Below are 24,992 nucleotides of genomic sequence, written 5' to 3' on the forward strand. Positions count from 1 at the left end.
CGGCCGGCGCGGGGGGGGGGGGGCGCCCGCCCCCCCGGCGCGCGCCCCCCACCCGGCCGATCGGGGGTCCGGCGGGACTGGCCCGCTCCGCTCTCGAGAGGTGTGCGGCGGTCTTCCCGTCGGGACTGCGATCCGGCGAGTGCCATCGTGCGCGGCCGGGGACGCCGTCGTCTTCTCCCATCCGGCGGTCGTCGGCGGGACGCAGGGACGTCGCCCGGACTCGCCGGCCACCGTCACGGCACCGGCCCGCCGGGCGGCAGCCGCCGCCGGCCCCGCGCCTGGTCGGGCGCGGGGCCGGCCCCGGTCGCGAGCGCCACCGGAGGGCGTCGTCGGCCCGCGCGGCGCGGCGTCACGTCCCCGCTGGGACCTCGGCGGGCTGCGGAGGGCGGCCGGCCTGCAGGGCCCGCTTGTCCACCTTGCCGACAGCCGTGAGGGGGAGGTCGTCGACCACCTCCAGGTGGTCGGGCAGGGCGAAGCGTGCGACACCGTCCCGGACCATCTGCTGCCGGACGTCGGCCAGGGTGACGTCGGCGCCCTCCGCCACGACCGCGTAGAGGCAGATGGCCTCCCCCAGCTCGGGATGGGGCATCGCCACTGCCGCCACCGCCTGCAGACCAGGCAGGCGCAGCGCGTTGGCCTCGACGTCGGCGGCGGCGATCTTCTCCCCACCGCGGTTGACGACGTCCTTCTCCCTGCCCACGACGACGAGGTTGCCGTCGGGCCGGATCCGGACGACGTCCCCGGTGCGGTACCAGCCGTCCTCGGTGAACGCCTCTCGGTCGAGTTCCGCAGCCTCGTGGTAGCCGCGGACGGTGCAGGGCCCGCGAGTGAGCAGCAGGCCGGGTCGGCCCAGCGGCACCGGCTGCCCGGCCGCGTCGACCACGAGGACCTCGTCGTCGGGGCAGATCGGCCGGCCCTGGGTGTGGCGCACGACGTCGACGGGGTCGTCGACCCTGGTCAGGCACAGGAGGCCCTCGGACATGCCGAACGCCTGCTGCACGGTGCAACCGAGCGCGGGCCCCAGGCCCGCGGCCACGTCGTCCGGCATCCGGGCACCCCCGACCTGCAGGAGCTGCAGGGACTCCCCCGGCGCGCCGCGCGTGAGCGCGTGTTGCAGCCAGCGCTGGGCCACGGCCGGCACCACGGAGGTCACCGTCACCCGTTCCCGCCGGATGAGCGGGAACGCCTGTTCCGGGGCCGGCGAGGGACACAGCACGACCGCCCCACCGGCCAGGAGCGTGCCGACCGCGCCGGGGCTCACCAGGGCGAAGCCGTGACCGAGCGGCAGCGCCGCGAGGTAGGTGGACCCGGGACCCAGCCGGCAGATGGTCGCCGACCGGGTCGCCATGCAGGCCAGGTCGTCATGGGTGCGCGGGATGAGCTTCGGGGTGCCGCTGGTGCCGCCGGACAGCAGCAGGAGGGCCACTGCCGCGCCGTCCGGAGCGCCGGCGTCGAGCTCGCCTGCGGCGGTTGCCGGGTCGGGCGCGGGCGCGCACAGGGCCCGCAGGTCGAGACTCCCGGAGCCGATCTGCGAGCCGGCCACCAGGACGTGGGGCACGCCGGGCAGGTCCTGTGCGACCTGGTGCGCCATCGCCTGGTGGTCGAGTCCCCGCCACACGTCGGGGACCACGAGGGCGCCGGCACCGGAGTGCCTCGCCACCGCCGTCAGCTCCTGTCTGCGGTGGGCCGGCAGCGTCAGCACGGCGACGGCACCCAGACGCAGGCAGGCCACGAGCGTGACCACGAACTCCCAGGAGTTGGGGAGCTGGAGCAGGACCCGGTCGCCAGGACGCACGCCGAGGGCGCGCAGCCGCAGCGCGGCGCCGTCGGCGCGGCTCACGAGCTCACCGAAGGTGATCCGGACGTCCCCGTCGACGAGGCAGACCCGGTCGGGGGCCGCAGCGGCCGTGGCGGCCAGGCGCGTGCCCAGCGGACCGCCCGGTGAGTGGCTCCCCGAGCGGTGTCCCCCGGTCCGGTCAGCGGACACCGGCGGGAGACCGGTCCTGGCGGGGGGTGCGACAGCGCCGGTGGTCACGCCGGCCTCCTGGTGCCGCGCGCCGGGCCGGCAACACGGGTGCGGGCACCCGGCGCCGGCCCCCTCGCCGGGCCGCTCCGTGGCCCCCGCCGGACGGCGGACCGCGCCACGGCGAGGTCCTCCGGGGCGAGCTCCTCGTCGGTGATCGCCAGCGTCATCCCCACCATCCCCTCCTCTGGTCCCGGTCCCTGACCACGCCGAGTCGGGCGCCGGTGTCCACCGGCTGCCCCGGGGCGTTCCCGCGCAGCCGCGGCGACGCGCACCGGCGGTGCACGACGGAGGGACCCACGCACGACCCTGGCACCCCACCAGGACCGACACCTCCTCGTCGTTGCGCACCGGGCCGGAACGGGCTGCGGTCGACCGCACCGGCCACGGTCGTCGTCCAGCCCGCGACCGGGACCTCGCGCCGGCAGGTCGTGGGGCCGGCTGGGCAGCCCCACCGGGCGTCCGGCCGGGTCGGCCGGGCGGGCTCGTCGGACCCCGGTGGCCGGGCTCAGGTCACCACGAGAGGAGGACATCCGCGGACCCCGCGCCGCCCCCGGTGCGGTGGCGCGGTGGCCGCGGGGTCGGTCCGACGAGCCGCGCGACGGCGAAGCGTTCCCGCAGTGCCGTCCTGGCCACCACGACGACGAGCCGCGCCAGCGCCGAGCCGGCGCAGTCACGGACGGCCACGCCCTCGGCCGCCCGGTCGTCGAGCAGTACCCGCGCGCCCCGCGGGATCACCGTGCCCTGCAGCGGGATGTCCGCCCGCGCGTAGCGGACCGTGATCCCGGAGCACCAGGACGCGTGTAGGCCGAGCACCTCGTCGACCGCAGGAGGGAGCAGCGCCCCCGCGGAGTCGGTCGCGGCGCACGGGGTCGCGTCGGACAGCACCGGGACCAGAGCGGCGACCACCAGGCCCGCCACCCGCTCGTACACCTCGGTGAGCACCAGTTGCGCCGCGTGCACCAACGCCAGCTCCGACAGTCGTTCGCCGTCGTCACGGGCCGTCTCGACCAGGCGGCCGAGCAGTCCCTCCCCTGGCATCCGCACCGTGGTCTCGACCAGCTCGCACAGGTAGCCGAGCAGTTCCTCGCGGTTCCACGTCCGACGCCTCGTGCCCCCGCCGGCGGTCGCGAACGACTCCCGGAGCCATGCCCCGAACTGGGGACGGTCGTCCCGCGGCACGCCCAGCAGGTGACAGCTCACGTCGGCGGTGGTCGGCAGGACCAGGAGCCGGCCGAGGTCGGCCGGGGGACCGGCCGTCTCGACCTCGTCCAGGCACCGCTGCACGGACTCACCCACCGGGCGGCGCAGGCACGCGACGTCGAGCGTCCCGAGCAGGCGGTGGACCCGCCGGCCCTCGGGGGAGTCGGCGCAGTCCTCGTGCCGCCACCGGGTCAGGTGGTCGCTCGCGCGGCGCGGGGATCCCTGGTCCGGCGGCGCCGTGGCCAACCGGGGGTCGTGGCGCAGTGCCGCGACGTCGGGTCCGCGGCGGACGATCCACACGGGCTGCCCGTCGGGCAGCAGCACGCGAGCCGGCGAGCCCGTCGGGGGTCCCGGTGCCCGGGTGGCGGAGTCGGGGGCCTCGGTCGTCACGTCGTCCTCCTGTCGTGGATGAGCGGCCCGCCGAAGAGGGAGGAGCCTCGGCAGCCAGGCTCCGGCTGCGCGTCCCCGAGGGCGGCGGCGCCGCGAGGACACCGTCGCGCCGCACCGGCAGGAACGGTGGGGCGTCGCCCGGGGCCGGGCCGGCCGGGGACGCTACGGCGCCCGGCTCGAGGACTGCTCGACCGCGCCTCGGACGGCTCAGGTCAGTGCCGGGGCCGGCCCCAGCGGTGGCGCGGTGGGCCGGCGCAGGTCTGGAGACGTCCCCGCCGCCCGGCCCGTGCCACAGTCGCCGCCGCCGCCGTCGACCATCCCCGACGGGGTCCCCGGACGGGGGCCGGACGCCCGCCGCTCCGGCACTTGCCGCCGCCGTGCGTCGGCGTCGGCAGTCCGGGACGGCGTGTGCACCATGGAGGTCCGCGTGCAGGACGGTCCACCCACCGAGGCCCGCCGGCGACCCGTGTCACCGGGATCGGCGCGCCTCCCCTCGGCGGGACCGCGGGAGCGGGGACACCCGGCGCGGCCGCTCCCGGGACGGCGGCGCCACGCGCCGCAGGGGCGACCGCCGACGTGCACCGTGTGGTGGGCCGCACCGGTCCCCCCGGAGCGGGCCGGCGCGCTCGTCGCTCTGCTGGACGTCCACGAGCGAGCCCGGCTGGAGCGGCTGCGCCGCCCCGACGACCGAGCCCGACACCTCGCCGCGCACGCGCTCGCGAGGCTCGCGCTCGGCGCTGTCCTCGGCGCCGCTCCGGCCGGACTGCAGGTGGACCGGACCTGTCGCTGCGGTGGGCAGCACGGCAAGCCGCGGCTGGTCGGCGACCGGCTACCCGGGTTCTCGCTGACGCACTCCGGGGACGTCGTCGGTGTCGCCGTCTCGACCGACCACCTCGTGGGCCTCGACGTGGAGCGCCGGCGCGCCATCGACGGCCTGGACGAGCTGGCCCGGCACGTCCGCGCGCCCGGCGAGGACGACTCCGGCGACTTCTTCACCACGTGGACCCGCAAGGAGGCTCTGCTGAAGGCCACCGGCGACGGGCTGGCGACCCCGATGGCCGATCTCGAGCTGGGGCCGGGGCCGCGTCTGGTGCGCTGGGGTGGCGCCCGGCCCCGGTCGCCGATGTGGGTGCGCGACCTGGTGGTGGCGCCGGGTCACTGCGCTGCGATCGCCGGGATCGGCGTCGCAGCGCCGCCCGTGGAGGTGCGCGACGGCGCTGCTCTCCTGGCCGCCGCCGGCGCCTGACCCACCGGGACTCCCCACCCGCACCGGCGGGGAGCGGAGGAGCGCCCGCCGGGCCGACGGGGCGCAGTGGTCCACCGGGGACGGACCGGACGCCGGCCCGTGTACGGCCCGGCGTCCGGTCCGGACCCCGACGACGCTCGGGGTCACCCGCGTCGGCGGACCTGGCTGGCCTGCAGGAAGGAGTCGAGCAGCGCGTCGATCCTCGCGTAGCCGGCTCGTACGGCAGCGCGGTGGGCCGGGGTGTCCTTCTGCTGCTGCCGGCCGCGGGCCCGGCTCAGGTCCACGCACGCCTGAGCGAAGTCGACGGTGAACTGGCCGACGAGGTCGTCCTGGACGATCATCTCTCCACCTCTCGTCAGCGCCTGCTCGACCGCCGGTCGGCCTGGAGGCTGTTCATCAACTCGGCCCGCTGGGCCTTCACCTGTGCCAACTGCCCCTCCAGGTCCCAGATGGCGTCGGAGAGCACCTCGAGGTGGTACCTCTCCTCCGCGTGGTCCAGCTGGCTGGACAGTCCTCCTCGTGGGGTCGACTGGTCTCCCACCGTGGTCTCCTCATGGGCTCGAGGCGCGGCCGGGACGTCCGCCGCTGGGACATGGGTCGGGTCTCGGCTCCTCGCCTGGGTCTGCGGCCGTGGAGTCCGAGGTCGGTGCCGGGGTCACGACCCCGTGCCGGTGTGCGGTGCGCGTCGGACTCCGTCACACCCGGTCGTGCTGCTGACCCCGGTCGGTCGCGGACGGGTGCTCCGGGCTCACCACCGGCACCGGCCGGTCCGGTGGCCGCTCGCCCGGCCGGGCTCGCGGTCGACGAGCACCCCTCCGGGGGTCCTGACCGAGCCGATCGTGCCGGTCATCGTCGCGCAGGACACCGGCATGGAGGGTGCTGAGCACGTCGGCGAGGCGCTGGTGAGGGCCGAACGGCTCCGTCACCGCAGGACCGGAGCCAGCCACGGGAGGTGCCTGCCGGGGGCGTTGCCGGGCTCCCCTGTGGGCCTCCTCCGTGGGGGCCTCCTCCGTCGGCGAGGAGGCCGGCCCACGTCCCGACCCGGTCGGCTGCGCCGGAGACGGTGCCGCGGTGGTGTCCATGGATCCTCCTCAGGAGAAGGGCGATCGCCGCTCGTCCCCGGCTCCTCGTGTCGGGATGGCCGCGTCGGTCCGCTGGGACGTCACCCACGGTCGCACCGGGAGCAGCCGGCTCCTTCTCCGCCGTTGCGCGGCTGTCCGTGACCGCTGCACCGTCCGTACCGGAGGGCGCCGGTGCGGCCCGTCCTCGGCGGCGTCCCCTCCACCGGGACGAGCCGGCGGTCCGCTCCCGCGCGCAGGGGACTGCTCTCCGCGGGCGGCCTGCCGCCGTACCGCACCCTCGGTGAGGAGCCGCAATCGACGAGTGGTCAGCCCCTGGACGCCCCCCTACCGTCGAGAACCGCTGCACCGGCCCTGCTCAGGCCGTTGCGTGGCCCGACGAGAGGACCACCGGCATGGACACCACCACTGCCCGGACGGCGTCCACCGCCGGCTCCGCCGCCGCGTTCCTCGCGCCCCGGCGATCCAGGCCGGCAGCGCCCGGCCCACCCGGACACCCCGGTCCGCTGGACCTGAGCGCCCCACCCACTCGACACCTCCGTCCGGACGGCGAGAGAAGTGAGGATCGACGCATGCCCACCCACGTGACCCGCAGCTACGGCCAGTTCTGTGGCCTCGCGCGCGCTCTCGAGATCATCGGCGAACGCTGGGCGATGTTGGTGGTCCGCGACCTCATCCTGGGGCCGAAGCGATTCCCGGAACTGCAGGCCACCCTGCCCAGGATCCCGGCCAGCCTGCTCGCCGCGCGGCTCAACGAGCTCGAGCAGAGCGGCGTGGTCCGCCGGCGGGTGCTCGGCGACCTCGACGCCGCCGTGGTGTACGAGCTGACCGAGTACGGCAACGAACTCGACCACATCGTCCTGAGCCTGGGACTGTGGGGCGCCCGCTCGCTCAACTACCCGGGGCCGGGGGACGTCTTCACCCTGGACGCCGCGGTGCTGTCGATGTACACCACCTTCCGGCCCGAGGCGGCCGCCGGGGTCCAGATCGTGTACCAGCTGAACCACGTCGAGGACATGGTGGTGCACGCAGTCGTCGACGACGGGGCGCTGAAGGTCGACACCGGCCCGCACGACGCACCCGACCTGGTGATCACACCGCACGGCCCGGGTCTGCTCGACCTGCTCAACGGCCGCAGTTCCGCCGCGGAGGCGATCGCCGCGGGCTCGGTGGAGGTCGAGGGGCGGGCCGAGGACCTCGAGCTGTTCACCGAGCTGTTCCACATCCCGGCCGCCCCCGCGGCACCACGGGGTCTGGCCGTCCACTGACGGCGCCACCGAGACCTCGCCGCCACCCACGGAGGCGAACCGGCCGGGAAGTCAGGGGGACCCGCATGGCCTTCGAAGCGATCCAGTCGCTCGTCGCCTGGACGATCGAACGCGTTCCGGACCGGGTCGCCGTGGAGTGCCCGCACGGTCTGCTGACCTACGCGGAACTGGACGTCAGGGCCGACGACGTCGCCGTCTCCCTGCAGCGCGCGGGCGTTCGGCCGGCGTCCCCCGTCGTCCTGCTGGCCGAGGACCGCCGTGAGTTCGTCGCCGGGCTGCTGGGGGTGCTGCGGGTCGGCGGCGTCGCGATCCCCCTGGACCCGGTCACCGACCCCGGGATGCTGCGCCGGGTGGTCGCCGGGCTGGGGCGTCGCACCGCCGCCGTCGTCGGCTCCGGCGAGCGGCAGCTGGCCGAGCGGGTGCTCAGCGGGCCGGCCCCGGACGTCGCCGTCCACGTCCCGTGCACCGCCGGGGTGAGTGGCCGTGGTGGCCCGTACGTGCGGCGCCCGGTCCCCGGCGACCCCTGCTGCGCGTTCCCGACCGGGCGAGGGCGCCGCACGGCCGTGCGCACGCTCGGGTCCGTCGACCACGACATCCGGCGGGTGGTCGGCCTGCTGCGGGCCGGCACCGGCTGCCGGGTCAGCCAACTGGGCCCGCTGGCCACCGACACGATGCTCAGGGACGTCTTCGTGCCGCTGACGTGCGGGGGCACGGTCTGCGTCCCGCCGACCTCGGTGCGCTGGGACGGCGCCGCCATGCGCCGCTGGATCCACGACGAGTGGATCACCGTCGTGCACGCCGGCCCGGTGACGCTCCGGCTCCTGCTGGACGCACCTGCGGCCGGGCGACCGGAGTTCCCGGCCCTGCGGCAGGTCGTCCTCGACGGCGAGGAGCCGACCGCGGCCGATGCCCGCCGCTGGCACCATCTGTTCGGGGACCGCGTGCCCCTGGTGCACTTCCACGGGTCGACGGTCGCCATGGCGCCGTGCCGCACCACGGGGCCCACCGCGGGACACACCGAGGCCACCGGCGCACCAGCCCTGGCCCCACCCGACCGTGTCCCGGGCTCCCACCGGGCGGACGTGGCATGACGGCAGGACGCGGCCTCGGGCCGGGCGGGGGACCATCCGCGACCGGCTCGTGGACGGCTCCCCTGCGGCCTGTCCCGGCGCGGGCGCGGGGACGGCTGGTCGTGGTCCCCCACGCGGGGGCGGGTCCGCACGTCCTCGCACCGCTGCTGCGGCACGTCCCCGACCACTACGAGGTCCTCGGCGTCACCCTGCCGGGCCGGGAGCGCCGGTGCCACGAGCCCTGCACCACGACGCCGTCCGACCCCGACGGCGTCGTCGCCGCGATCCTCGCCGAGCTGGCGGCTCTGCCGACCCTCCCGACCGTGCTGTTCGGGCACAGCCTGGGCGCCGCCATCGCCTCGGCCGCACTGGTCAGGGCGCCCGAGCTGTTCACCGCCGGCGTCCTCAGCGCCCATCCCTCCGGGAGCTCCGCCGCCCAGCGCGCCGGTCGGTGGAGCGACGAGGAGCTCGTGGCGGTCCTCCGGTGCGGCGGGGGGACCCCGGAGGAGGTCCTGGGCAACTCGGCGTGGCGGCGTCAGGTGCTGGACCGGCTGCGCTCGGACCTGACACTGAGCGTCCGGCTCGCCCACTGCCACCCGGCGCAGCCGATCGGCGTGCCACTCACCGTGCTGGTCGGCGACCGGGACGAGATCGTGCCCGCCGGCACGCTCGACACCTGGCGGGTCCGGGCACCGGCCGGAGTACGGCTGCGGACCTTCCGCGGCGGTCACTTCTTCCTGCTCGACGAGGACAACCGGGCCGCGGTGGCCACGGAGATCACCGCTGCCTTCGGCGCCGAGGACGCCGTGCTGGAGGCCGCCTGACCCCGCCGGGCAGGCCGGCGCCGCACGGTCCACGACCGAGGTGACGGAGGCGGCCCGGGCCGCTCTGCCCGTGGCCGGCCCGGATGCCGCGCGTCCGGGCCGGCCGTCGACGGAGTGCCGGCGACCGCCGGCACCGGTCCCCCGGCCGGCGGAGCCGGGCCGCGGGTGCTGCAGCCGACGTCCGGGAGGCGCACGGTGCGGCGTCCCCGCGGTCGTCGGCACGTCGGGACGGCACACCGTGCACACGCGTCATCGCAGCGCGCTCGGCGGCCACCCACCGGATCGTGGGCCGTCCGAGGAGTCGATCCACCCAGTCGGAGGTGTCGATGGTCTCTCCCGGTCCGGGATCCGCTCCGGCACGTCAAGGGTCCCCTCGCGGAGGGGCCGGGGTCTTCTCCTGGACGGCGGTGCGCACCGACGCCGCGGTGGCCTGCCGGGCGGCCGTGAAGGCGGCCCACGTGGCCGCGCCGACGAGATCCGCGGCGGCGGGCCGTCGACGCCGGAACGCCTCGACGACGGCGTCCCCGACTCGATGGGGAGCGAGCGCGGTGAGCAGCGCCAAGCGGGCGATCGGCCGGTCCGCCTCGGGCACCGCGTCCAGCATCGCCGCCTCGTCGAGGAGCAGGCCCGCCGTGCCCTCCGGGTGGGCCGTGAGTGCCGCTGCGACGGCAGCGCGGCACGCATCGGGCAGCACCCGTCGGCCGGCTGCCTCGACAGCGCGGCACGCCCGCGCGAGCGCTGCCGCCAGGAGCGGGTCGGGAGCTGCCCAGGACAGGTCGCCCGGGAGTTCGGCGGGCGGCAGCAGGTCCAGGTGGAGACCGGGGCGCACGCCGCGCAGGGCGGCGGGCCGCAGGACGTGGCCGAGCACCCCGAGGGTCGTCCTCCGGGCCGCCCTGGGCACGGCCGGCGGCAGCGGGGACGGCCCGAGGAAGACGTGCGCCATCCGGTTGAGGTGGTGGAAGGTGAGGCACACCCCGAGCAGTTCGGGGAGATCCTCGGGCGCGACGGGCGGTGGCGTGCCCGGTCCCCCGGTCCGCGCCCATGTCGCCGCGGCACGCAGGGCACCATCCCCGATGTCGTCGATCCGGTCGGCAGCGAGGGCACTCGCGTCCGCGTGCCCGTGCACGCCCCCCAGGACGGCGCCGTGCACCTCGACGCAGTACGGGCACGCGTTGCGCAGTGACACCGCCGCGGCCACGGCCTCCTTCGTGGCCCGGTCGACCCGGCCCTCCACCAGCAACGTCTCCCTCAGCAGGAGCCAGCTGGCGGCCAGCAGCGCCGGTTCCGGCGAGTGCAGCGCCAGCGGTGGCGGCAGGAGGCCGAACTCCCGCTCGGCCGCCGCGTAGACGCGGGCGACGGTGCCGGTCGCCGACCGGGGAGGGACGGCGCCGACGTGACGGATCCGCGCGACCCCCTCCCGCAGGGCCCACCGGATGGGTGCGGGTGTCACGGCTGCTCCCCCCTCAGATCGCCGTCCCGGTGACGGTGGCGGTGGCCGTGCCGATCAGGACCGCACAGCCCAGCGCCCAGGCCAGGACGCCGCGGCTGCGCCCGACCCGCCAGGACGGCGCCCTGCACAGGGACAGCCAGGAGAGCCCCACGACGGCGGCCAGCAGCGCGCTGTCCACGAGTCGGGCCTCGAGCACCGGCCCGGGAGCGCCGAGCCGGGCGCGGGCGACCTCGACCACCGTCACCGTGCTGGCCGCCGCCACCACCCAGGGCGCGGCCCGACGGGCGCCTCTCGCGAGTGCCGTCCCCTGCCGGGCCGCGACGAGCACCGGGAGGACGGCGACCAGCACGGCGAGGGCCACCAGCTGACGCGGGCCGTCGACCCCGTCGCTGAGCACCAGCAGGGCCACCACCGCACCGGCGGCGACGACGGTGAGCGCCGCTCGGGACCGCCGGCCCGGGGAACCGAGGAACGGACGTGCCAGGGCCGAGGCCGCGAGGACGAGCACCGCGGCGACCAGCAGCACGTGCAACCAGCCTGCTCCCAGGGACCAGCCCAGGGACGTGTCGTGGTGGTGGTGCACCTGCGTCAGCCGGCCGCGACCAGGCCGGCGCGCCGACGCACCGACGTCCCGCAGCTGCACGCCGGGACGGTGACGTCCTGCGCGTCCCGAGCGGTCCGCCGGTGGTGCAGCACCATCGCCACGACCATCGGCAGCGTCACCAGGGTGTTGTAGAACAGGTGCAGCTCCACCCGGGGCACCAGCAGCTGCACGATGCTCGTCGGCTTGACCGCGCCTGCCAGGTAGGCGCCGGTCGAGGCCTGCAGCAGGAGCAGCAGGTGCTCGAAGTGGTGCCACACCTGGGTCCACATCGACGCGTTCCACCAGCGGCGGGCGCGACCGGTGAAGCCGTGCCGGAGGGTCACCAACCCGATGAGCATCACCAGCGCGTAGCCGTAGTGCATCCACTCCGAGGTGACCAGCCAGGGGACGGCGAGCCCGAGCAGACCTCCTGCCTCGGGTACCGGCCAGCCCATGACGTAGATCTGCACCGCCTGGGCCAGGTGCTCGCCCCAGTGTGCGATGACCACGACGGCGAACACGAGCAGCGCACGACGGTGCCAGGTGGTGTTCAGGCGGCCGCTGGGGCCGGTCCACCGGGCGTGGGGACCGGCGGTGGCCTGCGCGGCGGGGCGGGTCGTGGTCATGCGGGGCTCCCGATGAGTCGGAGTGCGGAGTGCGCGGTGCCGCGTCGGGCGCTGGTGCTGCCGTCGGGGGCCGGGGCGCCGTAGGTCACCTCCACGCCACGCGCGCGGGCCGCCGCGACGATGCCCGGCACCGCTCGCTCCGCGAGCGCCGCGATCGTCATGGCCGGGTTGACGGTGAGGGCACCGGGCACGGCGGATCCGTCGGTGATGAAGATGCCGGGGTGGTCGCGCAGCTCGTTGTTCGGGTGGAGCGCCGAGGTGGCCGGGTCGTCACCGAGCCGGCAGGAAGCCAGCGGGTGCACCGTGTAGGCGCCGACGACGTCGTTCGTCCAGGGCGCCACGGTGGCCAGGCCGTCGGCCTCGAGGATCTCCTTGACCTCGGCATCGGCCAGGGCCCAGCCACGCCGGGTGTTGGCGGTGGGGTGGTAGGACAGCCGGCCGCGGCCGAGCATCTGCTGGGAGATGCGGTCGGCGTTCCCGGTGGCCGGCGGCGGCCCGAAGACGCCCTCGTTGTCGTCCTCGGTCATCAGGAAGATCGTCAGCCACGACCGCCAGCGCTCGAGCAGCTCCTTCTTGTCCCGGCCGAACCAGCTGGGGCCGTCCGCCCCCGGCACCTGGGCGAGGATCGTGCCCAGGCCCGGAGGGAAGTACAGCTGCTCGAGCGAGTAGCGCTCGTACTCCGGCAGGGCACCGTCGAGTCGGTCCCAGGAGGCGACCGTCGGTCCCTTGCCGATCTGGTTGGCCTCGTAGGGCACACCGTCGGGCCGGGAGAGGCCGAGGACCTCACGGACCCGGTCCTCGTTGACGACCGCGGTGTTGAGCCGCTCCCCGTTGCCGGAGAAGTACCGGCCCACGCCGTGCGGCATGGCGCCGAGGGTGGCCTCGGAGCGCTGCAGGATCACCGGGGTCGCTCCTGCCCCGGCCGCCAGGACGACGATCTTCGCCTCGATGCTGCCGCTGTCGTGCAGCACCCGGTAGTCGGCGTCGTCGACGATCCGGTAGTCGACCCGGTACCCGCCGTCGGTGCGCGAGATCTGCTGCACCTCGTGCAGTGGCCGGATCTGCGCGCCGTGGGCCAGCGCCGCGGGCAGGTAGTTGGTCAGGAGCGAGCGCTTGGCGTCGAACCGGCAGCCGGCCATCATCCAGTTGCAGTTGGTGCACCGTGAGGTGTCGATCGCCACCGGCGTCGGGTTCGCCGTCCGGCCGGCGTGGTGGCAGGCCGCCGCCCACAGCCCTCCGGAGTAGGACACGTCGTCCCAGGTCTGCTGACTGACCGGCAGTGCCTCCTCGACCCGGTCGTACCACGGGTCGAGGCTGTCCCGGGTGATCTCCGCCGGCCACATGCGGCGCCCGATGCTGCCGTGCCGTTCGAAGACGAACCGCGGGGCGCGGGGCATCGCCGCGAAGTACACGACGCTGCCACCCCCGACGCAGTTGCCCCCGAGCACGCTCATGCCGTCACCGACGGTGAAGTCGAAGACCCGGGTGTAGGAGGAGCCGAGCAGGAGGTCGTGCTCGAAGTCGGTGGTCTGCAGCCAGGGGCCGCGCTCCAGGACGGTGACCCGGGCGCCACCGGCGGCGAGGTGGTAGGCGGTGATCGCGCCGCCGAAGCCACTGCCGACGACGAGGACGTCCGTGCTCTCGAGCGTGCTCATGCCGGGCTCCCGGAGGCCGTCGTGGAGGGGTGCGGGGCGGCCGGGGTGCCGCCGTAGGAGTAGCCGGGGAACCGCCACAGACCGTCGTCCCCGGGGTCGTAGAACCCCATGGCGGCCAGCCCCGGGTGCCCGGCGGCGATCGCGTCGACGGTGTGCAGGTGGGCGGCGCTGTCGAAGGCCATGTTGCAGAAGAGGGCGAGCCCCACCCAGCCCTCCTTCTCGGGGTGGCCGGGCGCGGTGAGCTGGGCGACCAACCGGGTGCGGTGGTCGAAGGGCAGCGCCACGAACGGCGGCACGACCTCCGGCCGCGACAGCTCGTGCGCCTCGGCGTGCGCGGTCGCGTGCCGGTCGAGCATGTCCGCCAGGAGGGGCAGCGACTCGGTCAGCCCGGTCGCCGGGGTGCACAGCAGCTCGAGGGCGCCCGCCGCGACCGCTCCCGGCCCGTCCGAGGCGCCGGCGATCGCGATGTCGTCGGGGGTCCGCTTCTCCCCGGGCAGGATGGTGTCGGCGAAGGCCTCCAGGGTGAGGACCTGGTCGCCGCTGAGATGTGTCGTGTCGGGCACGGGCCCCTCCAGGAGGACAACGGGGTCAGACGGGGTGGACGGTCATCTGCAGCCCGCCGCGGACACGCAGCGAGAGCATGGGCTCGGGTACGGCGGCTCGGCCGGGGATGCCACGCAGCCGCAGGGAACGGGCGAGGGTGGCCACCACGAAGACGGCCTCCATCGTCCCGAGCTGGCTGCCGACGCAGTAGCGGGGCCCGCCGCCGAACGGGATGTAGGCGTAGCGCGGGCGGTCCTCGGTCCGGTCGGGGGCGAAGCGCTCCGGGTCGAACCGTGCCGGGTCGTCCCACAGCCCCGGGTGGCGGTGCATGGTGTACGGGCAGACCACCACGTCGGCACCGGCCGGCACGTGAAAGCCGGCGACCTCGTCGTCGGCGACGGCCTGCCGGGGCAGGATCCACACCGGGGGGTAGAGCCGCATGACCTCCTGCACCACCTGAGCGGTGTAGGTCAGCGCCTGCAGGTCCTCGTAGCGCGGTGGCCGGTCACCGAGCACCGCCACCGCTTCCTCGTGCAGCCGCCGGGCCACGTCCGGGTGCTGGTCGACCAGGTGCAGGGTCCAGGTCAGCGTGCTGGCGGTGGTCTCGTGGCCGGCCAGCAGCAGCGTGACCAGCTCGTCGCGGACCCGGCGGCGTCCGACCGCGGGGTCGGTCTCCCGTCCCGCCGACGCGACCAGCCGGGACAGCACGTCCTCCCCCGGTGGGCGCCGCCCGCGCTCGTGCACCAGGCGGGCGACGATCCGCTCCAGGTCGCGCCGAGCGCGCCGGAAGCGGAGCTGGCCGGCCAGCGGCAGCCAGGTGGGCACGGCGGACAGGGTGACCATCTCGAACATGGCCTGCGCCTGCACGGCCTCGAAGGCCCGTCCGATCCGAGCCACCCCCCCACCGGCGGCCGAGGCGAGGTCGGCATCGAGCAGTGCGTGGCCGAGCACGCCGAGGGTCAGTTCGGTCATCCGTTCGCCGACGTCGACCGGCCCCCGGCCGACGAGCTCCCCCAGCCGCCCGGCGAGGGCCGTCGCCTCGCCGGCGACGACGTCGGCCCGGGCCACGATCCGCTTGTGCTGGAACGCCGGCCGGATGAGCGCGCGCTGGGTCCTCCACAGCTCACCGTCACTGGTCAGCAGACCGTCGCCGATGGCCCGCCGGGCCTGGACCAGGCCGATGCCCTTGACGTAGTTGTCGGCGTTGTCGGCCAGCACGTGCTTGGCGGCCTCCGGGCTGTTGAACAGGTGGACCGTGCGAGGCCCCATCCGCAGTCGCGCCGCGTCGCCGTACCGCGTGCCCTCGGCCATCAGTCCGAGCCGATCGGTGATCAGGGCACGGAGCAGCCGGGGGACGGCGGTGAGCGGTGGACCCGGCGGCGAGGGCCGCAGGGCGCCTGCCCCGCCCGCGGGCGCAGCCGCCCGCGGGCGGCTCGCGAGCTGGGTCACGCCGCCACCTCGGTGTCGGTCCGCTCGGCGCCGACCGACACCGGGACCGGGACGTCGACGTCCGGCCCGGACGGGACGGCGGCCACGACGGGGGCCACGACGGGGGCCACCGCCCCGATGTGCTCGCGCGGTCGCGCCTCCCGCTGTGCCCGCGCCTGCTCCACGAAGTGCAGGGCCCAGAGGAACCCGCCGCGGACCAGACAGACCAGCGCGGTGGCGAAGAAGAGCCCGTACGCGATGTGCACCGCGGTGAGGAGCCCGTAGGTCACGGCCACCCCGGCTCCGAAGGCGAACTGCGATCCCGGCCTGGACGGCGTCGTGCCCGGGTCGGTGACCATGTAGTTCGTGTAGAGCACGAACGCGACCCCGGTCATCATGCCGAGCGCCCCGAGGATGGCGGTGTCGAACAGCCACCCCCGCACCACCGCCTGCAGCACGAAGAAGACCAGCCAGCCGGCGATCAGCCAGATCCGACCGGTCAGCTTGGCGTTCAGCAGCGTGCCGGTGACCAGGATGACGGCCGGGATCAGCCAGTCGATCGGGCCGCTGACGTTCTCGGTGAAGTGGTACGGCGGCGCGATGCTGGCCCAGGGGAACACCAGGAGGATCACCGCGATGCCGAAGTTGGACGGGTTCATGTAGTGCCGCAGGCGGCCGCGGACCGGGGCCCGGAGCACCCACTTGGTGCCGACCGCGACGACCACCCCGAACAACATCACCAGCACCCGGTCGTTCGGATAGGTGAGCATGTTGACGGCGAGTGCGGTGATGTGCGCGGGGAACAGGAACTCCACGACGCCGCGCACCCCGTTGCCCCGGTAGCGCGCCGGCCGTCCCTCGACCCGGGCACCCAGGGTCTCCAGGCCGATCTCCAGGCAGTAGGCGGTCGCCAGGGCGAGCAACGGCCACAGCCAGGGCTGCTCGAAACCCAGGACGGTGTACCCGAACGCGTTGAACACCGAGATGGAGATGGCGAAGCGTCGGAGGGCGGTCGTCACCTTCGGGTCGTGCTGCGGTCCCCCGCTCCGCCCCGTGGAGGTGGCGACCGGTGGCGGCACCACCGCGACCGGTCCGCTGGTCTGCTGGTCGGACATCTCCTTCACCCTTCTTCCACGTCGGTGCCCAGCAGCAGCGAGTGCCGCCCGGGGTCGAGCTGCAGGTCCGCGTCGTGCACCTGACCGGACCGGTCACGCCAGGTGAGGTGCACGCTCACCGGCCCGGTGGCGTCCCCGAGGCCCAGGTGCACCTGGTGGCTGCGCTTGCCGGAGTGGCCACCGCCTCCGTCGACACGTCCGATCACGGTCCGGCCGTCGGCCGTCGTCGCCGAGACCTCGGCCCCGACGACGGGAGATCCCGGGGCATCGGCGTGGCTGAGCGTCAGGCCCAGGGAGGCGCCCGGCTCGGGTGCGGCGTTCTGGTAGAAGACCGGCTGGTCCCACTGCCGGGCCACGGCCAGGTCCAGCCGTCCGTCCCCGTCGGAGTCCCCGGTGGCGATCCCGCGGGTCGGCACCGGCACGTCGAGGCCCAGCTCCGGTGCCAGGTCGACGTACCGGCCGTCGGGCGTGCCGACGAAGAAGTGCAGCCGCTGGTCGCCGGCCAGGTCGTCCCCGGACCGCAGGTTCGGCCACCAGCTCGGGTCCTCGACCACCAGGTCGTTGGCCGTGGCGAGCTCCTGCAGCTGCGGCCACCGGTTGATCTCGCCCCGGACGAAGCCGTTGGCCTGGGCGATCGACAGTTCGCCGGAGTTCGCGAAGTCGCCCATCTTCACGTCCCACGCCCAGCCGCTCCAGGCGGTCCCCGTGGTGGAGCTGGTGTCGGTCCAGGGGGCGACGCCGTTCTGCAGGTCCGCTCGCAGCTCGGCCCTGCTGCCGGCCGTGTTCATGAACTGGAAGTTGCTCTCCTCGATGCCGAAGGAGGTGGTGATGTTGCTGACGAACAGGTCGTAGAGCCCGTCGCCGTCCAGGTCACCCCAGTCCACGGCCATGCCCTTGAAGGAGTCGGCGCCGACGCGCTTGGACTTCGGCAGGGTCGGCGAGCTCGTGCCCTGCACGGGCTCCAGCCGGATCTCGCCGGGCACGGAGCGGTTGTGCAGCATGGCGTCGCGGCCGTGGTCCTGCGCCAGGTACAGCTCGGGGAGCTGGTCGCCGTCGACGTCCACGGCGCTGGCACCGAGCACCCAGCCCGCGGACAGGTCGGCCGGCAGCACGTCCTGGAGCTGCTGGAACGTCGGAGTGCCCTCCCCCGACGTACCGGTGAACCGGAAGAAGTGGTCCGCCCCGCCGTTGGCGGCGTTCGACAGCGAGTCGTTCATCGCGACGCCGCCGCTGACGGTCGGGTCGAGCACGGGACCGTCCGGGAAGTAGTTGCCCAGGTACACGTCCTGGTGCCCGTCACCGTCGAAGTCGGCGATGGTCACCGCGTTGCTGTTCCACTGCGGCCCGACATAGGTGTCGGTACCCACGCCGGGGACCAGCTCGGAGGGCGTGTAGGAGGCGGCGCTCAGCGGGCCGTCGACCGTCGGGTCGGCCCGGAGGACGACGGGCGTGCGGCCCCAGAAGTAGACCAGGAGGTCCATCCGGCCGTCCTCGTCCAGATCGGCGGGAGCACACCCCATGGGTGCCATCGCCTCCGGCATCGGCAGCGTGCCCGTGCTCACGGTGAAGGGCGCGTACCGGTCCTGTCCGGCGTCCGGGGTGGGGGTCACCGAGACGGTGTCGGTCCGCGGGTCGACGATGCACAGGTCGTTGTCCAGGCCGTCACCGTCCAGGTCGTTCATCGCGATCCCCGCGCCCACCGAGGAGATCCACGCGTCGATGTGCGTGTAGTCCTGGTTCACCTCGCGGATGTCCTGGTGGGGCAGGCCGCCGGGGAGCGCGATCGACCTCGGTACGAACGCGAAGGCCGAGGCGAGCGCCCGCCTGTCGCTCGCCGAGGACTCCGGCAGCCGGCTCGCGGCGAACATGCCGATCATCAGGAGCACGGCCACGATCCCGGCCAGTTGCCGGCGCGGCCAGCGTGTTGTCGCGGTCATGGACGGACACCTCCGAGGGTGCTGAAGTGGTCGGCGATGGTCTGGCGCCAGGACTCGTAGGCCGGGACCCCGTCGTTCGCGGGAGCGAGCGGCCGGCTGTCCTGGGTGATCTGCGCGGCGCGCTCGGGCGTCGTCCCGCACAGGACGCGGGTCGCGACGTGGGTGTGCGGCTGGACCAGCCCGGCCCGCACCCGGGCCTCGGCGGCGAACGCACTCGCCTGGGCCAGTTGGGGGGTGAAGGGGCCGGCGTGCTCGCGCAGCCGGAGCAGCTCCGCCTCGTCGACGCCACCGGCATAGGTGGACGCGAGCCCGGCACCGGCGTACAGGTCGGCCCGTCGCTCGACCGGGAACCGGTCGATCAGCGTGGTGACCCGGTCGACGTCGGTGCCCCCGACGAACCAGAGCGCGCGGCCGATGCCCTGGTCGACCGCACGGTGCGAGTGGTCCCGGGTGGCGTCGTCGGGCCACCGGAAGGGCAGCTCGCGGTACTGGTCGTGCACGTAGCGCCGGGTGTGGAAGTACGCCTGGTGGAACCCGTAGCCGTCGAGCACCAGACCCCGCAGCAGCGGGTCCAGCCCGGCGGGGGCGGGCCAGCGGGAGCGCGGCAGCCGGGCCATGGCCCAGCCGATCCCGACGTAGACCATGTAGACGTGCCGTTCGCCGGGGCCCTCGAGGAGGTCGGTGACGTGCCTGCTGTGCCCGATGGGCAGTCCGTCGAGCACGGCGGCGCCCATCCCGGCACCCTCGTAGGCGAATCCACGGAATGGCGCCGGGACCTCTTCCAGCCATTCCTGCGCCTCGGCCGCACAGCGCGCCTCGACGGCATGGGCATAACCGCGGAGGAACATGGCGCCGACCGTCTCGAGTGCCTCCTGGGCGGCGGCGTCCTTGCGGAAGAAACCCCGCCTGGCCAGCGAACACTCCACGGGGTCCGGGGTGAGCAACCACCGCCGTGCCGCCCGCAGTCTCTTTCCCATGCAGGTTCCTCTCGATCGGGGAGAATGGCTCTCGCTCACGTCCATCGTCGGCGGGGAACGGCAGCCGGGACCACTTCCCCGTTGCGCTGGTGGACCGCTCGGTCGGGTCAGCTCGCCCGGTGCAGCCGGCGCACCCCGAGCCCCTGCCGGATGGCCTCGCGCCACAGTTCGTAGGCGGGCACCGGACCGCCTCCGGCGTCCTGCTCGTGGACGGCGGTGTCCCCGGCGAGCCGCACGGCCTGCTCGACGGTGAGGTTCCCGAAGGCCGTGGTCGCCACGGCCGTGTGGGGCGGCACGAAGCCCGCGGACGTGCGGGCGGTGGACGCGAAGACCGCCCCGAGAGCCAGCTGACGCCAGTGCACCCCGGCTTCCTCGCGGAGCACCGCCAGTCGTCCGGCGTCGGCACCCCCGGCGAAGGCAGCCGCGAGACCCACGCCGCTCCAGAGGTCGGCCCGGCGGTGCTCGGCGAAGCGCCGGACCGCCTGGGCGACCTGGTGCACGTCACCCCCGTTGACGAACCACAGCGCGCGCCCGACCCCTTGGTCGACCGCCCGGGGGAAGTAGTCGGGCCGGCCCTGCCACGGGTGGGACGCGGGGACGTACTGCTCGTGCACCCACCGTCGCGTGTCGAAGTACGCCCGGTCGAAGGCGTAGCCGTCGACCGCGAGCCAGCTCATGGTCGGGTGCTCCGGTACGCCCGGGAGGTCAGGGAGGACCTTCCGCCACAGCGGGCGGGGCAGGCGCGCCATCGCGAACCCGATGCCGATGTAGGCCAGGAGGACGTGCGGTCGCGCCGGTCCGGTGAGCAGGTCCTGCGTGCGCCGGCCCCGGAAGCCCCCCAGGGCGTCCCGGATGACCGCTGCCATGGTCGCGCCCTCGTACGCGAAGCCCTGCAACCCGGGCTGCACCAGGGACAACCGGCGTTCCAGCTCCCAGAGCCCGTCGACGGCCATGCCGTACTCGAACCCGCACACCACGGTCTGGGGGATCGCCTCCAGCCCGGGCGTCGACGCGGTCGGGGGAACGCCGAATCCCCGTCCGGCGAAGGTGACGTCGGCCAGTGACGGCGCGAGCACCCGCCCCAGCCAGCCGAGTGATGGGGACATGCCCGACCTCCGAGTCGTCCGACGTCCGGGACGGCCCGCTCAGGACGCGGGGCCTGTCGCGAGCCTGCGGTGGCGGACTCGAGGGGCGGTCGAAACCGACACGAGGCGGGTCCGGGACGCGTTCCAGTGGTCGCAGCGGGTGCAGCAGGACACACTGATCGTGATCTGCCTCGCAGCGGTCGGTGACCCTGAGCCGCTGCGACGCAACCAGATGCAGCGGAGGCCCCGGGTGATCAAGGTCTTGATCGCGGAGGACATGCACATGCTGCGGGGTGCGTTGGTGTCCCTGCTCAACCTGGAGCCCGACATCGAGGTGGTGGCCGAGACGTCCTCCGGCGACGCCGTGCTGCCGGCTGCCCGCGCGCACCAGCCGGACGTCGCGGTGCTGGACATCGACCTGCCCGGGCTCGACGGTCTCTCCGTCGCGACCGAGCTGCGCGCCACGATGCCCGAGTGCCGCACCCTGATGCTCACCAGCCTCGGCCGGCCGGCGCTGGTCCGCCGCGCCCTGGACAAGAAGGTCAACGGTTTCCTGCTCAAGGACGCACCGACCGAGCGGCTGGTCACCGCGATCCGCGAGGTCGCCGCGGGCCGTCGGGTGATCGACAGCGAGCTCGCGCTGGCAGCATGGGAGACGCCGGACTGTCCCCTCGCGGAACGCGAGATCCAGACCCTGCGGCTCGTCGCGGAAGGTCACAAGGTCGAGCAGATCGCCGCCCAGCTGTTCCTGTCCCCGGGGACGGTGCGCAACTACCTCACCACGGCCGTCACGAAGCTCGACGCCCGCAACCGGCTGGACGCCGTGCGGATCGCCCGGGAGGCGGACTGGCTCTGATCCCGGCTCCCCCCGCCGGCCGGGCGACGGGGATCCCCGTGGGAGGACCTGTCGGGTGGCGCGGTCCTCAGGGGGCGATCGGGACCCGGGCCCGCAGGCGGTAGCACCGTCCGTTCACGTCCGCGGTCAGCTCGCCGCCGATGGCCTGGACCCGGTGCGTCATGTTCCGCAGCCCGTTGCCCTGCTCGGGCGGGGGACCGGCCTGGGACCGCACGGGTACGACGCCGTCGTTCGAGATGTCGAGGGTGACCTCACCGCGGGAGCTCCGCAGCTCGATCTCGCAGCGCTCCGCCTCGCTGTGCCTGAGCACGTTGGTGACGCCTTCGCGCAGCACCGTCGCCAGCACGCTGTTCACCGGCTCGTCGGGCATCGCGCCGCTGTGGCGCAGGCGCACTCGCACGTCCGCCGCGGTGAGGGTGCTCTCCGCCAGCTGACACTCCGTCTCCAGCGACAACCGCTGTGCACCACCGATGACGGTGCGCACGTCCGACAGGGCGCGGCGCGCCGCTGCGAGCGCGTCGGCGACCTCGAGGCGGGCCCGCTCGGGGTCGACGTCCAGCAACCGGCTCGCCAGTTCGCACTTGAGCGTGACGGTCGACAGGCTCAGGCCCAGCAGGTCGTGGACGTCGCGGGCGATGCGCAACCGCTCCCGCGCCACCGCCACCCGCATCAGGTCCTCACGCGCTCCGTGCACCTCCGCGACGAGGTGCCCCACTCGTCCCAGTCCGTAGACGATCAGGCTGACCACCACGGCGCCGATGCCCACGTAGAGCAGGGACTCCGGCGTGGACCCGGTGGGCGGCGGGTCCACGTACTCCACGACGAGCGTGCTGGCCACGACCAGCAGCAGTCCCAGCAGACCGGCCAGGCCCGGCAGGACGAGGAGGACGGCACCCCCGAGGATGCCGGGCATGCCGTGCCACCCCAGACCGAAGACGGGCAGGGGGGCGTAGATGAGGACGACCAGGAGCGCCAGCGCCCAGAGCGGCGCCCGGCCGTGGAGGGCCGACGGCCGGGCGAGGTAGCGGACGACGAGGACGACGATCGAGAGGCCGACGACCAGGGCGAGCAGCGCCGTCCCCAGGTGACGCGTCGACGCGATGAGGACCGCGGCGCTGACCGGGAAGCCGAGCAGGACCACGGTCAGCAGGATGCGGGGCAGCCGCAGGGCGACCGGGTCGACGGTCACCGCCACCGCTCCCGGGACGCCGGGGTGCGACGCGCCGTCACCGGGTACCAGGTCGTGCCTGAGGCCGACGACGGTGCGTGCGTCGGAGGCCGCCCGACGGGCCCGTGCGATCACGTCGGCCAGCACCCGGGGAGCCCGGTCGGGGTGCTCGCCCACCAGGCGGACGAGCAGCTCGCACTGCAACGTGATGGCCGACAGTCCCTGACCGAGGAGGTCGTGCAGGTCGCGGGCGATGTGCAGCCGCTCCCGCGCCACCGCCACCCGGCTGAGCTCCGCCCGGGCGTCGTGTGCCGCGATGACCAGCCGCGCCAGGGTGCTCAACCCGAACACGGCCAGTGCGCTGGTGGTGTTGGAGGTGAGGAAGTACGTTGCCGAGACGAGCCAGCCGGCGCCGTCGGTCAGCGCCGCGCTGCTGACGCTGACCGCCACGACCGCCGCCAGGACCAGCGCGAACACCGGGATCCCCACTGCCTTCGGCAGCACGATCAGGGCGCTCCCCGCCAGGAACCCGGAGAAGCCGTACCAGACGGGGCCGAACGCCAGGACGCCCAGGAACACCAGAGCCGCCTGCGCCAGCAACGCCAGCAGGCTCCAGGGTGGCCGCGGCCGACGTTGCGGACGGCTCAGGTAGCCCACCTGCAGGGCCACGAGCAGCACCACGATCCCGGCGCTCACGAACGCGTCGACGGGGCTCCTCGTCTGGAAGGCGACACCGACGATCGCCAGCGCCCCGTACCCGCAGATGACCAGCAGCAGCACCAGCGCCGCACGGCGCCGGGGGGGCAGTCGGACGTCCCCCGGGTCCAGCGACCACTGCGGCCTGAGCCGGCGAACTGGCTCCACGAAAGAGACGCTCACGTCTCCATCTAACCGGCAGGAGCGCCCCGCGGGGTGCAGGCCGATGGAGCCGAGCCCGTCCACGGTCCCGCTCACGACGACCGCCCCCGGGACCCCGGCCGGCCCCGGGGATCGAGGACGCACTCCCCCACCCCGACCTCCGCCGGCCACGGGAGACGGGACAGCCGACCGATCAGGGCGCCGGCCTCCGCCGGGATGGGGTGGGCGGACACCCCCATCGCGCGGGCGGCCTGGTAGAGGGTGCCCTGCAGCATGCCGCAGTGTTTGAGCGCCGTCGCGTACGCGGCTCCGGCGAGCACCGCGGACAGCCGTCCGAGCCTCGCGGTGATGGTGAGCATCGCCGCGGGCCGTGACAACACCCCGGCTCCCGCGCGGGCGACGTCGAGGGCCGCGTCGGTCCGGGCGTCGTCCTCGTCCACCAGCGTGAGGCAGTGCTCGAGAGGGTCGTAGTGGTAGGAGCCCCGCGGCAGGTCCGTGCACCGGTCGACGGTGAGGTACAGCTCGAGCTCGTACAGACAGGCCGTGCTCAGGTAGGGCCGCTGCGAGGTGACGTGGCCGGCGGCCTGGGCCAGCACCGGCTGCAGGGCCGGCCCCGTCGACCGGACCCGCGCGCTGCGGAACAGCAGCTCCCCCAGCTGGCCCGCGGTGAAGCTCTCGCCGGACACGTGCGGGCACTCGTGGTCGGACTCGAGCAGGTCGGTGAGCGTGGGGTCACCCGCCGCCAGCGCCGCCGGGTCGGGATGCGGCAGCACGAACCGGCGCCCGGCCGGCCTCGGCAGTGTGACGGGCGCGGGGTCGGTGGTCTGCAGGCGCACCACCGCATCCGGCGGACGACCACCCTGGCGACTACGGCTGAGCGCGTGGAACAGCAGCTCGTGGTGCGCCCACCCGCGCCGGGCGGTGTCGTGGTCCTCCTCGAAGCGACCGTCCTCGTCGGCCAGGAGGAGCACCCCGGCCGCGACCAGGAACGAGAGCACGTCGGCCACGACCGGTGGTGGCACCCCCGTCCGGTCCACCACGTCGGCGATCGTGGCCGGAGCGGCGAGCGCGGTGGCCACGGCAGCGGCTGCCGGCTGTCCGAGCAGCGCCTGGTACGGCGCTCCGGGGACCTCCAGCAGCAGGTGGTCACCCTGTGGGCGGATCGTCGCGAAGCACGACAGTCGCACCGTCCGGTGGCCGCCGACCGGCGTGGGCCGGAACTCCGGGTCGCGGACCACCGGGGCGACCGACAGCAGCGGGCCCTGCCCGTCCAGCGTGGCGAGCGAGTGGACGACGACGCCCCGGAGCTGGTCCAGCACCTCCTCCAGGGACCGGACCGTCGCCTCGTCCCCGACGGGGAGCCGGCCGGCGGGCTCGCCGCGCGACGGCAGGGAGTTCTGCAGCGAGACCGGACCGAAGCCCATCCGCCGGAGCAGCTCGACGCCCGCCGGATCGACGCCGTCGATGGTGCGCTCCCCCCACCGCGACACCACGGTGAGCGAGCCGACGTCGGCCTCGACCAGCGCGTCGTCGGACAGCGACCACAGTCGCCTGGTCATCGACGTCGGGTCCGGGTCCTCACCGAGCACCTGGTCCACCTCCCCTCCG

21 protein-coding genes are annotated in these 24,992 nt (G+C 74.7%); 5 read left to right on the forward strand and 16 right to left on the reverse strand.

The window, feature by feature from the left end; all coding sequences use genetic code 11:
* Positions 1-349: 349 nt before the first annotated feature.
* Together ABQ292_RS03265 and ABQ292_RS03270 are read right to left on the reverse strand one after the other, a co-directional pair.
* Complete coding sequence (locus ABQ292_RS03265; RefSeq protein WP_369203170.1) at positions 350-2,035, reverse strand: (2,3-dihydroxybenzoyl)adenylate synthase; 1,686 nt, start codon at positions 2,033-2,035, stop codon at positions 350-352.
* A 501-nt stretch (positions 2,036-2,536) separates the two neighbouring features.
* Complete coding sequence (locus tag ABQ292_RS03270; RefSeq protein WP_369203172.1) at positions 2,537-3,616, reverse strand: cytochrome P450 family protein; 1,080 nt, start codon at positions 3,614-3,616, stop codon at positions 2,537-2,539.
* A gap of 583 nt (positions 3,617-4,199) precedes the next feature.
* On the opposite strand from ABQ292_RS03270, the gene ABQ292_RS03275 reads away from it, so the two are divergent.
* A complete protein-coding gene (locus ABQ292_RS03275) occupies positions 4,200-4,862 on the forward strand; it encodes a 4'-phosphopantetheinyl transferase family protein (RefSeq protein ID WP_369203174.1) in 663 nt (220 codons plus the stop codon).
* Positions 4,863-5,005: 143 nt separating this feature from the next.
* Here the strand turns inward: ABQ292_RS03275 and ABQ292_RS03280 are convergent, their stop codons facing one another.
* Positions 5,006-5,203 (reverse strand): hypothetical protein, encoded by a 198-nt coding sequence (locus ABQ292_RS03280; protein ID WP_369203176.1) that lies wholly within the window; start codon positions 5,201-5,203, stop codon positions 5,006-5,008.
* Between the two features lie 14 nt (positions 5,204-5,217).
* A complete protein-coding gene (locus ABQ292_RS03285) occupies positions 5,218-5,403 on the reverse strand; it encodes a hypothetical protein (protein ID WP_369203178.1) in 186 nt (61 codons plus the stop codon).
* Between the two features lie 1,110 nt (positions 5,404-6,513).
* Here ABQ292_RS03285 and ABQ292_RS03290 point away from each other — a divergent pair.
* From ABQ292_RS03290 to ABQ292_RS03300, 3 genes are all read left to right on the forward strand, one after another.
* Complete coding sequence (locus tag ABQ292_RS03290; RefSeq protein ID WP_369203180.1) at positions 6,514-7,209, forward strand: winged helix-turn-helix transcriptional regulator; 696 nt, start codon at positions 6,514-6,516, stop codon at positions 7,207-7,209.
* A 65-nt stretch (positions 7,210-7,274) separates the two neighbouring features.
* Entirely contained in the window at positions 7,275-8,300 is a 1,026-nt protein-coding gene (locus ABQ292_RS03295) for an AMP-binding protein (protein ID WP_369203182.1), read from the forward strand.
* A 101-nt stretch (positions 8,301-8,401) separates the two neighbouring features.
* On the forward strand, positions 8,402-9,103 hold the full coding sequence (locus ABQ292_RS03300) for a thioesterase II family protein (RefSeq protein ID WP_369203184.1): 702 nt from the start codon (positions 8,402-8,404) through the stop codon (positions 9,101-9,103).
* Positions 9,104-9,464: 361 nt separating this feature from the next.
* On the opposite strand, the gene ABQ292_RS03305 is transcribed toward ABQ292_RS03300, so the two are convergent.
* From ABQ292_RS03305 to ABQ292_RS03350, 10 genes are all read right to left on the reverse strand, one after another.
* Complete coding sequence (locus ABQ292_RS03305; RefSeq protein ID WP_369203186.1) at positions 9,465-10,553, reverse strand: carboxymuconolactone decarboxylase family protein; 1,089 nt, start codon at positions 10,551-10,553, stop codon at positions 9,465-9,467.
* A 13-nt stretch (positions 10,554-10,566) separates the two neighbouring features.
* Complete coding sequence (locus ABQ292_RS03310) at positions 10,567-11,196, reverse strand: DUF6239 family natural product biosynthesis protein (RefSeq protein ID WP_369203188.1); 630 nt, start codon at positions 11,194-11,196, stop codon at positions 10,567-10,569.
* A complete protein-coding gene (locus ABQ292_RS03315; RefSeq protein WP_369203190.1) occupies positions 11,142-11,762 on the reverse strand; it encodes a hypothetical protein in 621 nt (206 codons plus the stop codon). The genes ABQ292_RS03310 and ABQ292_RS03315 overlap by 55 nt, the downstream gene beginning before the upstream one ends.
* The gene (locus ABQ292_RS03320) at positions 11,759-13,417 is read right to left on the reverse strand and encodes an FAD-dependent oxidoreductase (protein WP_369203192.1); all 1,659 of its coding nucleotides are present in this window, start codon (positions 13,415-13,417) and stop codon (positions 11,759-11,761) included. Before ABQ292_RS03320 ends, ABQ292_RS03315 begins: the two co-directional genes overlap by 4 nt.
* Positions 13,414-13,980, reverse strand: a complete 567-nt coding sequence (locus ABQ292_RS03325) for a DUF5987 family protein (RefSeq protein WP_369203194.1) — start codon at positions 13,978-13,980, stop codon at positions 13,414-13,416. Before ABQ292_RS03325 ends, ABQ292_RS03320 begins: the two co-directional genes overlap by 4 nt.
* A 25-nt stretch (positions 13,981-14,005) precedes the next feature.
* Positions 14,006-15,409 carry a cytochrome P450 gene (locus ABQ292_RS03330; protein WP_369203196.1) on the reverse strand — a complete coding sequence of 468 codons (1,404 nt, stop codon included), beginning with the start codon at positions 15,407-15,409 and terminating at the stop codon, positions 14,006-14,008.
* Positions 15,406-16,503, reverse strand: a complete 1,098-nt coding sequence (locus tag ABQ292_RS03335) for an enediyne biosynthesis protein UnbU (RefSeq protein ID WP_369203198.1) — start codon at positions 16,501-16,503, stop codon at positions 15,406-15,408. The genes ABQ292_RS03330 and ABQ292_RS03335 overlap by 4 nt, the downstream gene beginning before the upstream one ends.
* Before the next feature lie 5 nt (positions 16,504-16,508).
* On the reverse strand, positions 16,509-18,440 hold the full coding sequence (locus tag ABQ292_RS03340) for a CRTAC1 family protein (protein WP_369203200.1): 1,932 nt from the start codon (positions 18,438-18,440) through the stop codon (positions 16,509-16,511).
* Positions 18,437-19,417 (reverse strand): DUF1702 family protein, encoded by a 981-nt coding sequence (locus ABQ292_RS03345; protein ID WP_369203202.1) that lies wholly within the window; start codon positions 19,415-19,417, stop codon positions 18,437-18,439. The genes ABQ292_RS03340 and ABQ292_RS03345 overlap by 4 nt, the downstream gene beginning before the upstream one ends.
* A 107-nt stretch (positions 19,418-19,524) precedes the next feature.
* Positions 19,525-20,523 carry a DUF1702 family protein gene (locus ABQ292_RS03350; protein ID WP_369203204.1) on the reverse strand — a complete coding sequence of 333 codons (999 nt, stop codon included), beginning with the start codon at positions 20,521-20,523 and terminating at the stop codon, positions 19,525-19,527.
* 229 nt (positions 20,524-20,752) lie between these two features.
* Between ABQ292_RS03350 and ABQ292_RS03355 the strand changes: the two genes are divergently transcribed.
* Positions 20,753-21,358 carry a response regulator transcription factor gene (locus tag ABQ292_RS03355; protein ID WP_369203206.1) on the forward strand — a complete coding sequence of 202 codons (606 nt, stop codon included), beginning with the start codon at positions 20,753-20,755 and terminating at the stop codon, positions 21,356-21,358.
* Positions 21,359-21,425: 67 nt separating this feature from the next.
* Here ABQ292_RS03355 and ABQ292_RS03360 read toward each other — a convergent pair whose 3' ends face one another.
* Together ABQ292_RS03360 and ABQ292_RS03365 are read right to left on the reverse strand one after the other, a co-directional pair.
* Complete coding sequence (locus ABQ292_RS03360) at positions 21,426-23,405, reverse strand: sensor histidine kinase (RefSeq protein ID WP_369203208.1); 1,980 nt, start codon at positions 23,403-23,405, stop codon at positions 21,426-21,428.
* Positions 23,406-23,476: 71 nt separating this feature from the next.
* A complete protein-coding gene (locus ABQ292_RS03365) occupies positions 23,477-24,982 on the reverse strand; it encodes a SagB family peptide dehydrogenase (protein ID WP_369203210.1) in 1,506 nt (501 codons plus the stop codon).
* Positions 24,983-24,992: the final 10 nt, after the last annotated feature.

Origin of the sequence: Geodermatophilus maliterrae (assembly GCF_041018925.1) — a bacterium.
Taxonomy (GTDB): Bacteria; Actinomycetota; Actinomycetes; order Mycobacteriales; family Geodermatophilaceae; genus Geodermatophilus; species Geodermatophilus maliterrae.